General features: G+C 72.0%; 7 protein-coding genes. All 7 read left to right on the forward strand.

Annotation, left to right across the window (positions count from 1 at the left end; genetic code table 11):
- Positions 1-385, forward strand: a 385-nt coding sequence (locus tag VF665_RS22845) for a hypothetical protein (RefSeq protein ID WP_331055791.1), incomplete at its 5' end; no start/stop codon positions are given.
- A gap of 26 nt (positions 386-411) precedes the next feature.
- Positions 412-2,175 carry a secretin N-terminal domain-containing protein gene (locus VF665_RS22850; protein ID WP_331055792.1) on the forward strand — a complete coding sequence of 588 codons (1,764 nt, stop codon included), beginning with the start codon at positions 412-414 and terminating at the stop codon, positions 2,173-2,175.
- 31 nt (positions 2,176-2,206) lie between these two features.
- Positions 2,207-5,803 (forward strand): hypothetical protein, encoded by a 3,597-nt coding sequence (locus VF665_RS22855; RefSeq protein WP_331055793.1) that lies wholly within the window; start codon positions 2,207-2,209, stop codon positions 5,801-5,803.
- Between the two features lie 467 nt (positions 5,804-6,270).
- A complete protein-coding gene (gene aroC, locus VF665_RS22860) occupies positions 6,271-7,479 on the forward strand; it encodes a chorismate synthase (protein ID WP_331055794.1) in 1,209 nt (402 codons plus the stop codon).
- Positions 7,466-8,044: a shikimate kinase gene (locus tag VF665_RS22865; protein WP_331055795.1), complete on the forward strand. Its 579-nt coding sequence runs from the start codon at positions 7,466-7,468 to the stop codon at positions 8,042-8,044. Before aroC ends, VF665_RS22865 begins: the two co-directional genes overlap by 14 nt.
- Positions 8,034-10,820 carry a type I DNA topoisomerase gene (topA, locus tag VF665_RS22870; protein ID WP_331055796.1) on the forward strand — a complete coding sequence of 929 codons (2,787 nt, stop codon included), beginning with the start codon at positions 8,034-8,036 and terminating at the stop codon, positions 10,818-10,820. The genes VF665_RS22865 and topA overlap by 11 nt, the downstream gene beginning before the upstream one ends.
- Positions 10,821-11,305: 485 nt before the next feature.
- Positions 11,306-12,070, forward strand: a 765-nt coding sequence (gene trmFO, locus VF665_RS22875) for a methylenetetrahydrofolate--tRNA-(uracil(54)-C(5))-methyltransferase (FADH(2)-oxidizing) TrmFO (RefSeq protein ID WP_331055797.1), incomplete at its 3' end; no start/stop codon positions are given.

Consider the following 12,070-nt stretch of genomic DNA (forward strand, 5'->3'; position numbering starts at 1 on the left):
CCGCCCCGACCCTTTCCAGCCGCTGCTGTCCAGCGACGAGATGGGGGTGCGCGCCCAGGATCTGCGCCTGCTGAGCATCGTGTTCAGCGGCAACCCGCGGCAGTCCATGGCCACCTTCTCCCTGCCCGACAGCACCACGCGCGTGCGGCTGCGCCTGGGCCAGCGGCTGGGAAGCGTGACGGTGGTGGCCATCACCCCGCGCCGGGTGGACCTGCGCGAGGACGAGATGGGGGTGAGCCGCGTGTACTCGTACGAGGTGCAGCGCGCCCCGCGCCCCACGGCGCCCGCCGCCGCGCCCGCCCCCGCCGCGCCGCCGGCCGCTCCGGCCGCGGCCACGCCCGCCCGTCCGGCGGCTCCCGCGCCCGCTCCGGGGCGCCGTCCGTAATGCTCATGACGACCAAGAGGCTCCTGATGATCGTGCGCAACGCATGGATGGCGCTGCTGCTGGCCCTGGTGGCCGCGCCCCTGGCCGCCGCCCCCGCGGCGCCCCCCGCCGCCGACGGCAACGTCGCCGCGCTGCGGCTGGAAGGCCGTGAAGGCCGCACCGAACTCACGGTGGACATCGCCGGCGGCAGCGCCGCCTGGACGGACTTCACCCTGTCGGGCCCGCCCCGCGTGGTGGTGGACATCCAGAACGCCCGCCTGGGGCTGCCCGCCCGGCAGTACGCGGGGCTGGACCGCGGCGGCGTGCGCGCCGTGCGCGCCAGCCAGTACGCCCAGGACGTGGTGCGGCTGGTGGTGGACCTGGACCGCGACACCGAGTACCGCGTGGAGCGGGTGGCCGGCGGGCTGCGCATCTCCCTGGCCTCGGGCGCCACGGCGTTCGCGCCCTGGAGCAGCGGCTCCGCCCCCGCCCAGGCCGCGGCGCCGCGGCCCTCGCAGACGCGCCCGGCCGCGCCGCAGCAGCAGCCCAGCCAGGCCCGCCGCATCACGGTGAGCTTTCAGAACAGCGAAATGCGCGACGTGCTCGCGACCTTCGCCGAGTTCAGCGGCCGCTCCATCATCGCCGGCACCGACGTGTCGGGGATCGTGGTGGACGGCGTTTCCTTTACCAGCCAGCCCTGGGACGTGGCGCTCCGCACCCTGCTGCAGGCGTACGGCCTGGCGGCCGAGGAGCTGGAAGGCGGCCTGATCCGCGTGGACGCCATTGCCCGGCTGGCCGAGCGCGCCGCCGCCGAGCCGGTGGTCACCCGGCCGTTCCGCGTGAACTACGTCCCCGCCGGCGACCTGGCCACCACCTTCACCAAGCTGATCACCGACCGCGGCAGCATCGTGGCCGACACCAGCACCAACACGCTGGTAGTGACGGACGTGGAGCGCGTGGTGCGCGACGTGGAGCAGCTGCTTCGCCAGCTGGACGTGCCCGCCGCGCAGGTGGCCATCGAAGCCAAGATCATCTTCGTGGACCGCACGCAGCTCGAGGCGCTGGGCATTCAGTACGACCTCAAGGACTTTGGCGGCAACGGCTTCGGGTCGCTGATCAACAACCCCGTGTACGACCCCACCACGGGGCTGCCCACGGGCGAAACCACGGGCGACGACCAGTTTCTGCTGGGCGGGCCCTCCGTGGGCGCGGTGGGCAACGCCACCTCCGACATCGAGGACGCCTCGCTGAACGTGGCGGTGTCGCTGCTGCTGGCCAACCGCTTCTCGCTGGTGGCGCTCATCAGCGCCCTGCAGAGCACGCAACTGGCCGACGTGCAGGCCACGCCCCAGATCACCACGCTGGACAACCGCACGGCGCGGATCTTCGTGGGGCAGGAAATCACCTTCCTTACCGCGTCCACGCAGGGCGGTGCGGCGGCCAGCGGCGGCGTGACGCTGCAGCCGGTGCAGGTGGAGGCGGGGATCGAGCTGGAAGTGACCCCGCACATCACCGACGACGGCCGCGTGCGCCTTACGCTGCGCGCGGAAAACAGCGACGCGGGAACCACCAGCGCCAACCTGCTGAACGTGACCCGCCAGCAGGCCGAGAACCAGGTGCTGGTCGCTGACGGCGAAACCGCCGTCATTGGCGGGCTCACCGTGTCGCGCCTGCGCGAAACGCGCAGCGGAATCCCGTTCCTGATGGACCTGCCGCTCATCGGCGGCCTGTTCCGGGTCAACAACCGCAGTGAGCAGAAGCAGGACCTGCTCATTCTTGTCACCCCGCATATCGTGCGGCAGGACTCCTGACCGCATCCCCCCTCTGCAGGCAGCAGGACTGATGAAACTCCTTCGTAGCCGGGCCGCCCTGGGGGCGGCTCTCGCGCTCGCCACCGCGCTGGCGGCGTGTGACTCGGGGCCCAACCCGTTCACGCCCCCCACCGGCCCGGGCGGCCCCGAACAGGGCAACCCCGACGCGGTGAAGCCCACGGTGGACATCCAGAAGCCGGAAGCGACGGCCGCCCCCGTGAGCGTCGGCGACTCCATCTTCGTGCGGGCCCGCGTGGCCGACGACCGCGCCCTGGCACGCGCCACCTTTGAGGCGTACTCGGTGCGCGGCCGCCCCGACCTGGGCAGCGACACCACCGTGGTCCGCTTCGGCCGCAAGGACGTGAACCTCACCGGGCTGGGACGCGTGGTAAAGGACACCACCCTGGACCGCTTCCTCATCGCCACCAGCGACACGGTGGCGGAGCAGGGGGTGCTGGTGGTGGTGACCGCCTACGACTCCACCGGCAACAAGACGGCGGACACCACCCGCATCAACCTGGTGTCGCGCACGGTGGCGCCCACGGTGGACATCCTGTCACCCACGGCGGCTTCCGGCGTGGTGGCGGTGGGCGACTCCATCTTCGTGAGCGCGCGGGCCCGCGACGACCGGCGCCTGGCCCGGGTGACCTTTTCCGGCTTCTCGGTGCGGGGCGATCCGGCGCTGGGCACGGCGGTGGTGGTTCCGCGCTACGTCCCCAAGGAGGTGAGCCTTCCCGGCAGCGGCCGCGCGGTGACGGACACCGTGCTGAACCGCTTCCTGGTAGCCACCAACGACACGGTGCGTGAATCCGGCGTCTACATCGTGGTCGCGGCCACCGACTCGTCGGGCTTCACCACGGCCGACACGGTGCAGATCACCATTGGCGGGGCCGGCGTGGCGCCGCTGGTGGACATCACCGCGCCGGCCGAGGGCGGGTCGGTGCTGCTGGGCGACGCGCTGCTGGTGCGGGCGCGGGTGCGCGACGACCGCCGCCTGGCCAGCGTGCGCTTCGCGGCGTACTCGGTGCGGGGCAACCCGGCGCAGGGCACGGCCACGGTGGTGCAGCGCTACGTGTCGACGGAGGTGCCGTTCACGGGAACGCGCGCGGTGACCGACACCACGGTGGAGCGCCTGCTCCCGGCGACGGCCGACACGGCGCGCGAAAGCGGCGTGTACGTGGTGGTGACGGCGACGGACTCGTCGGGGCTGTCGCGCGCCGACACGGTGCGCATCAACATCACCGGCCCCAGCGCGGCCCCCAGCGTGGACGTGCTGCTCCCGGACGCGCGCACCAGCACCATCGCCGTGGGCGACTCGCTGTTCGTCCGCGCGCGGGTACAGGACGACCGGCGGCTGGCGCGGGTGATCTTCCGGGCCTTCTCGGTGCGCGGCAGCGTGGCGCTGGGAACGGACACGGTGGTCACGCGCTTCGCCACCAAGGAAGTGGACCTTCTGGCGGGCGGCCGCGTGGTGCGCGACACCACGCTCGACCGCTTCCTGCTGGCCACCAGCGACACCGTGCGTGAAAGCGGCGTCTTCGTGGTCGTCACGGCGGTGGACACGGCGGGGCTCAGCCGCTCCGACACGGCGCAGGTTTCCATCGGCGGGCCGCGGGTGCAGGTGACGATCCCGGCCGGCCAGGACCCGCGCGGCGGCGCCGACCTGCGGGTGCGGGTGGTGGCCGAGGACGCGCGCGACCTGATCAGCTCGGTGCGGGTGCGCGGCTCCGGCGCCTTCACCTTCGACCGGACCATCACCCTGGCCGTGCCGCGCGCCGTCGTGGACTCGGTGCTGGTCATCCCCATCCCGTCGCTGGCGTCGGACGGGGTGGTGACCATTGAGGCGAGCACCGTTTCCGGCGCGCTGCAGCCGGGCACGGCGGTGCCGGTGCAGGTGGCCGTGCGCGCCGCGGAACTGGACCGCATCGCCCCGCGCACCACCTACTCGGTCAACGTGGCCGGCACGGTGGAGCAGGCCGACTCGTTCCAGGTCACGGTGACGGGGCTGGACGAGACGCGCATCGACTCGGTGGGCGTCACGGTGCTGGCGATCCGCCGGCGCGGCACGGCCGACACGCTGCGGGTGTATCGCGGCGCCGGCCCGGTGACCACGGGCATCTTCCGCTTCCAGTTCGCCGACCTGGGGCTCAACCCCCTGGACACCGCGGGCGTGGACCTGGAAGTGACCGCCTGGTCCAAGGACTCCAGCGGCAACTGCGGCGCGGCGGCCACGCCCAACACGCCGCAGCAGCTGCCGTGCGTGGTGCGCCCGGGCGGCACGGTGCTGACCACGGTGAGCGGCCGGGTGTTCCCGGTGTTCATCGCGCGCGGCGCCACCCTGGCGCGGCCCAACGGCACCGACCTGGTGGCCGACCTGGTGGCCGACTCGCAGAACGTCTACCTGTCCAACCTGACCCGCAACCGGGTCGAGGTGCTGCGGCTGGGCGACACCAGGTACGGCACTCCGGTCACGGTGGGCTCGCAGCCCTGGGGCCTTGCCATCGGACGCACGCGTGACTCGCTGTACGTTGCGAACAGTGGCGGCACCAACTTCTCGGTGATTCCGCTGCGAACCGCGGTGCTGCGCGAGGCGGAGAGCCGCCGAATCTTCACCCAGAATGAGCGGCTGTTCTCCATCGTCTACGACGACTCGGGCAAGGTGGGCTCGGTGCGCGTGCACGACTACAGCGACCGGCCTCAGTTCATGGGGCAGACCTCCAACGGCCTGATCGTGTACAGCACCAAGCCCACGGCCGCGGCTGCGGACGGCACCGTGCGCATCTACGACCCCGCGAAGCTCCGTTCGGAGATTTTCATCGGGTACGTGGACCGGCACACCGGGGGCAAGGGGATCGCGGTAAATGCCGACTCCGCCTTCCTCACCGTGGGCGAAACGGTGGTGGTCTGCCCTCGCCGCCGGTTTGGCGACACAACCAACCCGGCCTGCATCCGGGGCCGCGCGTACACCGTGTCGGACTCGCTCACCAAGCTCCGCCTGCTGCCCCCCAACGCCTCCGGGGGCAAGTATGACACGCGCCTGGACCTGGGCGCCGACATTGCGGAGGTCGGGCTCTCCGACACTACGTTCGTGGCGACGAGCAGCGACCGGCAGTACGTCGCGGTGGGCGAGGGTGCGCGCGAAAACGCCCGCATTCCGCTGTTCCAGGCTTCCGGCGACTCGCTGCTGCTGCGGGGCGACGTCCGCGACCTGATCGCCAACTCGGCGGACCGGGTCATCGGCCTGGGGCTGAACTTTGACGGCAGCCTGGGCGTGGCGCGCGGCAACGAGGCGTACTTCTTCAACAACACGCTGCGGCGGCAGGGCTCTGTGCTGCTGGGGCAGCCCACCGGCGGCGTGGCCATGCACCCGGACAATGCCAACTACCCGAGCGGGAGCAGCCGGCTGGCGTTCGTGTCGGGGGCGGAGAACGGCCGCAACTTCGTTGACGTGGTGAACACGTTCAGCTTCCAGGTCCTGAAGCGCATCTACACTCGCGACCCGGTGACCGGCGCGCTGGCGGTTGCGCCGCGGGCTCCGGGCGATGCGGCCAACGTGAACCTGCGGGTCTACGCGATTACGTCCGGCGGCATCGTGGCACTGCCGCTGACCAACGAGGACCTGCAGTAACGTGGTTCTGGTGGATGGATGAACCGGGGGCCCGGCAGCGATGCCGGGCCCCCGGTTCGTTTTTCTGCCTTGCGATCGGTCCAGCGCGGACTGTGGAACGGCCGTTCACGCGGGCCACGGCGGGGGTACGGGGCGTGGAGGCTGGATCCGCCGCGCTTCGTGCCCTCGTCTGGCGGCTTCTGGATGGTAGAACCCGCGCGGTCAAGGTGCGTGGCGGATGCGCGGCGGTGGCGGGATGGGGATCGGGCGGGATGGGGTGGGAAGATGCCGGCCGTAGGTGGGAGGCAGGGGATAACGCTCACCCGGGGCACGGCTTCGGCCGACGGGTGCGGGCGTGCGGGCGGTCGTCCGCGCTCCGTGGGGCGGATGGGGCGCGGGCGCGTCCCCGCGCGCCGTGGAGAACCGTGGACAGGGCTCCGGCGGCCCCGGCACTGGCGCCCGCCCGCGCCGGGGGTTTTATTTCTCCCATGCCGACCTTCCGCTTCGTGACCGCGGGCGAATCGCACGGCCCCGCGCTCACGGCGGTCGTCGAGGGCGCTCCCGCCGGCCTGCCCCTGTCCACCGACGAGATCGACCGCGAGCTGCGCCGGCGCCAGGGGGGCTACGGCCGCGGCGGACGCATGCGCATCGAGTCTGACCGCGCCGAGATCCTGTCCGGCGTGCGCCACGGCCAGGCGCTCGGCTCGCCCATCGCCCTGCTGGTGCGCAACCGCGACTGGGCCAACTGGACGGACGCCATGTCGCCCTCCCCCGTGGATGCCATGGGGGATGACGAGGCGATGCGCCGCGTGCACCTGCCCCGGCCCGGCCACGCCGACCTGGTGGGCGCGCTCAAGTATGACCGCACCGACGCACGCGACATTCTGGAGCGCGCCAGCGCGCGGGAGACGGCCGCCCGCGTGGCCTGCGGCGCCGTGGCCAAGCGGCTGCTGGCGGAACTGGGGATCACCCTCGGCAGCCACGTGGCGTCGCTGGGCGGCATCGTGGCCCGCAGGCCGGACGAACTGCCGCAGGACCTGAACGCCGCGTCGGACCCGTCGCCGGTGCGCTGCCTGGACGCGGAGGCCGAGGGCGCCATGATCGACGCCATCGACGCGGCCAAGCGGGTCGGCGACACGCTGGGGGGCGTGGTGGAAGTCGTCGCCCGGGGTGTTCCGGCGGGGCTGGGCTCGCACGTGTCGTGGGACGCCAAGCTGGATGGGCGGCTGGCGCACGCGCTCATGTCCATCCAGGCCATCAAGGGGGTGGAGATCGGCCTGGGTTTCGAAGGCTCCCTGCGCCCCGGCTCGCGCGTGCACGATCCCATCGTCGCCGATCCATCCCTGGGACGGGGCGGGGGATTCGGCCGGGCGACCAACCACGCGGGCGGGCTGGAGGGCGGCATCACCACCGGCCAGCCGCTCGTGCTGCGCGCGGCCATGAAGCCCATCAGCACCCTCATGCAGCCGCTGGCCACGGTGGACCTGCGGACGGGCGAAATCGCCGAGGCGGTGCGCGAGCGCAGCGACGTCTGCGCCGTCCCCGCGGCCGGAGTCGTCGCAGAGGCCATGACGGCGCTGGTCCTCGCGGCGGCCGTGCTGGAAAAGTTCGGCGGCGACAGCATGACGGACCTGCGCGCCTCGTTCGGGGCGTACGTGGACCGCATCCGCGCCCGGGGCGCCTTTGCCCCCCGCTGACGCCCCGCCCCGGCGCGTGGTGCTGCTGGGGATGATGGCGTCGGGCAAGTCCGCCGTGGGCGCGGCGCTCGCGGAGCGGCTGGGATGGGCGCACGTGGACCTGGACCGCGAGATCGAGCGGGCGGACGGGCGCACGGTGGCGCAGATCTTTGCGGCGGAGGGCGAACCCGCCTTTCGCGCGATGGAAGCGGAGGCGACGCACCGGGTAGCCGCGCGGACGGAGGTGGTGCTGAGCCCCGGCGGGGGGTGGATCACCCGCGCCGAACTGCTGGACGCCCTGGGCCCCGGCACCTTCTCCGTCTGGCTGCGGGTGGGCGTGGACGAGGCGGTGCGCCGCGCCTCCGCCGCGCCGGGGGAACGGCCCTTGCTCGCCGGCCCCGACCCGGCCGGCGCCGTCCGCCGCCTGCTGGCGAAACGCGAGCCGCTGTACGCCCGCGCGCAGTTGCACCTGACAACCGACGGCCGCTCCGTGCACGCGCTGGCGGACGACATCCATTCGGCACTCCGCGCCCGGGGCCTCGCGCCCGTTGCAGGCGCATCTCTCAAGACCGATCATGGCGGGTAAGAAAGACAAGCGGCTGGTGGTGGTGGAGTCGCCCACCAAGGCCAAGACGATCCGGGGCTTTCTCCCCGCGGGATACGTGGTGGCCGCGTCCATGGGGCACGTCCGCGACCTTCCCGAGTCCGCGACCGAAATCCCGGCCAAGTACAAGGGCCAGGAGTGGGCGCGCCTGGGCGTGAACGTGCAGGACGACTTCGAGCCGCTGTACGTGGTGCCCGCCGGCAAGCGAAAGATCGTCGCCGAGCTCAAGGCGCTGCTCAAGGACGCGGGCGAACTGATCGTCGCGACCGACGAAGACCGCGAGGGTGAATCCATCGGCTGGCACCTGGTGCAGGTGCTGGATCCCAAGGTGCCCGTGTCGCGGATTGTCTTTCACGAGATCACCCCCGAGGCGATCCGCCAGGCCATCACCTCGCCCCGGCAGATTGACGAGCACCTGGTGCGCGCGCAGGAAACGCGGCGCATCCTGGACCGCCTGGTGGGCTACACCGTAAGCCCGCTGCTGTGGAAAAAGATCAGCACCGGGCTGAGCGCCGGGCGCGTGCAGTCGGTCGCGGTGCGCCTGCTGGTGCGCCGGGAGCGAGAGCGCCGCGCCTTTCGCAACGCCACGTACTGGGATTTGAAGGCGACGCTGCTGCGCGGCATCACCCCGTTCGGCGCCGTCCTGGCCACGGTGGGCGGCAAGCGGGTGGCCACCGGGCGCGACTTCGACGAAAACACGGGGCAGCTCAAGTCGCGCGACGTGGTGCTGCTGCGCGAAGAGGAAGCGCGCGCCCTGCAGGAGCGGCTGCGCGCCTCCGAGTGGAAGGTGGGCGAAACGGAAGAAAAGCCGACGGTGCGCCGGCCGTATCCCCCGTTCACCACCAGCACGCTGCAGCAGGAAGCCAACCGCAAGCTGCGCCTGAGCGCCCGCGACACCATGCGCGTGGCCCAGCGGCTGTACGAAGAGGGGCACATCACGTACATGCGTACGGACAGCGTGCACCTCAGCGACCAGGCCATCAAGGCGTCGCGCACCCGGATCGAGAAGCTGTACGGCAGCGACTACCTGAGCCCGCAGCCGCGCCAGTTCACCACCAAGAGCAAGGGCGCGCAGGAAGCCCACGAGGCCATTCGCCCCGCGGGTACGGAGATGCGCACGGTGGACGAACTGCGCCTGACGGGCGTGGAGCGCGCGCTGTACGACCTGATCTGGAAGCGCACCGTGGCCAGCCAGATGGCCGAGGCGCGCCTCACCTACCTGACGGCGGTGATCGAGGCGGACGGCGCCACCTTTCGCGCCAGCGGCAAGCGCATCGACTTTCCCGGCTTCTTTCGCGCCTACGTGGAGGGCAGCGACGATCCGGACGCGGCGCTGGAAGACCGCGACGAGCCGCTGCCCCCGCTCGTGCGCGGCGACGCGCTGGGGCTGCGCGGCCTGGAGGCGGTGAGCCACACCACGCAGCCGCCGGCGCGCTACACCGAGGCCACGCTGGTCAAGACGCTGGAGGCGGAGGGGATCGGCCGGCCCAGCACCTACGCCAGCATCATCGGCACGGTGATCGACCGCGGGTACGTGGAGCGGGTGAGCAACCAGCTCGTTCCCACCTTTACGGCCTTTGCGGTCACGGGGCTGCTGGAGCGCAACTTTCCCTCGCTGGTGGATACGCACTTCACCGCGCGCATGGAGGAGGAGCTGGACGAGATCGCCGAGGGCGACGCCCAGTGGCTGCCCTACCTGCAGCACTTCTTCAACGGCCCCGAGGGGCTGGAGGAGACGGTGAAGCGCGGGCAGGAGGCCATCGACCCGCGCGAGGCAAGCACGGTAACGCTGGAGGGGTGCCCGGCGCGGGTGCGCATCGGCCGCTTCGGCCCGTTCGTGGAGATGGAGGCGGACGGCGCGACGGTAACCGCGTCCATCCCCGACGGCATCGCCCCGGCGGATCTGTCGGACGAGCAGGTGGCGCAGCTGGTAAAGCAGAAGGCGGAGGGCCCTGACGTGCTGGGGACCGATCCGCAGACCGGCGAGCCCATCTTTCTTCTCCAGGGCCGCTTTGGCCCGTACGTGCAGCGCGGCGACGTGCCGGAGGGGAGCAAGGAGAAGCCCAAGCGCGCCTCGCTCCCCAAGGGAATGAACCCCACCAACGCCACGCTGGAGATTGCGCTGCGGCTGCTTTCGCTGCCGCGCACGCTGGGCGTGCACCCGGAGACGGGCAAGGAGATTCAGGCCAACGCGGGGCGCTTTGGCCCGTACGTGGTGCACGACGGCGACTTTCGCTCGCTGGCCAAGGACGACGACCTGTACACGGTGGAGCTCCCCCGCGCGCTGGAGCTGCTGAACCAGCCCAAGGGCGGGCGTGGGCAGCGGGCCGCCATCGAGCCGCTGCGCACCCTGGGCGCGCACCCGGCGGACGGCGAGCCGGTGCTGCTGTTCGAGGGGCGCTACGGGCCGTACGTAAAGCACGGCGCCGTGAACGCTTCCCTGCCCAAGGGGGTAGGACCGGACGAAGTGACGCTGGAGCAGGCGGTGCCGCTGCTGGCGGAACGCGCCCTGGCCGCCCCGGCGGCCAAGCGGGGCGCCAAGCGTGGGTCGGCCGCGGCGCGCAAGCCCGCCGCCAAGACGCCGGCCAAGAAGCCCGCGGCCAAGAGCGCGGCGGCGGACACGGCGGCCAGGAAGCCGGCCGCGCGCAAGCCGGCCAGCAAGACGGCTTCGTCCGCGCGCTCGGCGGCGGCCAAGACCACGGCGCGCGGAGCAGGGAGCAAGGCCGCGGGCGCCCGGGGCGGGGCGAAGAAGAAGTAGCCCTCCGTCCGGCAGCCGCAGGTGATCCGGCCCTCCCCCGTGACGCGGGGGAGGGCGCGGCGTTTGGGGGAGGCGGGGCAGGTGGATGGGCGATGCTTCGGACAGTCCGGCGCGTCTGGAGAAATCGGCGCGCGACTTCGGCTTTGGGCCCCTCCCCCGGCCCCTCCCCGTGCAAACTGCCGCACGGAGAGGGGAGAACGGCAGATCGGTGTGGTCCGGCCGGGTCGAGGCGCGTTCGGAGAGGCCCCCTCCCCCCAGCCCCCTCCACCCGCTCCGCGGGAGAGGGGGAGCCGTTCGGCGCGGGGGAGGGTTCGGTGCGCGTCCTCAACCCTCCCCCAGTCTTTTCTGGGGGAGGGTGGGTGAGTCATGCGGACCCGGGTGGGGGCCGCCGTGAAACCCGCCCGGCGCACGCGGCTCGTTCAATTTGATCGACAATCATCCAGCCGGTGTGCTGGATCGCAAGCCTTGAAGAAGTGAGGAGCACGATGGCGGAAGTATCGGTGGTGGGAGGCGGGCTGAGCGGCTCGGAAGCGGCGTACCAGCTCGCGGAGCGCGGCCACGACGTCACGCTGTACGAAATGCGCCCCGTGCGCGGCACCCCCGCGCACAACACCGACCTGCTGGGCGAAATCGTCTGCTCCAACACCTTCAAGTCCGAAGACCCGCAGAACGCGCACGGGCTGCTCAAGGTGGAGATGGACGCGCTGGGCGTCGGGGGCTCGCTGCTGCTGGCCTGCGCTCGCGCCGCCCGCATTCCCGGCGGCACCGCGCTCACCGTGGACCGCCGCGAGTTCGCCGAGCGCATGACGGCCGCCATCGAGGCGCACCCCCGCATTCGCGTCGTCCGTGAAGAAATGCCCGGGCTGCCGGACGGCCCCGCCATCGTCGCCACCGGGCCGCTGACCTCGGACGCGCTTTCGGAGTCCATCCGCGCCGCGCTAGGCGCCGAGGGGCTGGCCTTCTTTGACGCCATCGCCCCCGTGGTCAGCTTCGACTCGCTGGACATGGAGCGGATGTTCTTTGCCTCACGCTGGGGCAAGGGCGGGCCGGAAGACTACCTGAACGCGCCGATGGACCGCGAGCAGTACGAGGCGTTCATCGAGGCGCTGCGCGGCGGGGAGGGATACGAGGGGCACGACTGGGAGAACGTTCCCTACTTCGAGGGCTGCCTTCCGGTGGAGGTGATGGCCGGGCGCGGCGTGGAAACGCTGCGCTTCGGGCCCATGAAGCCCGTGGGCCTTCCGGTGCCC

It is taken from the genome of Longimicrobium sp., from assembly GCF_036387355.1.
GTDB lineage: Bacteria > Gemmatimonadota > Gemmatimonadetes > Longimicrobiales > Longimicrobiaceae > Longimicrobium.

Coding starts and splice junctions, on each gene's coding strand:
- VF665_RS22855 (WP_331055793.1), top strand. CDS start 2,207: ATGAAACTCCTTCGTAGCCGGGCCGCCCTGGGGGCGGCTCTCGCGCTC.
- VF665_RS22850 (WP_331055792.1), top strand. CDS start 412: ATGATCGTGCGCAACGCATGGATGGCGCTGCTGCTGGCCCTGGTGGCC.
- topA (WP_331055796.1), top strand. CDS start 8,034: ATGGCGGGTAAGAAAGACAAGCGGCTGGTGGTGGTGGAGTCGCCCACC.
- aroC (WP_331055794.1), top strand. CDS start 6,271: ATGCCGACCTTCCGCTTCGTGACCGCGGGCGAATCGCACGGCCCCGCG.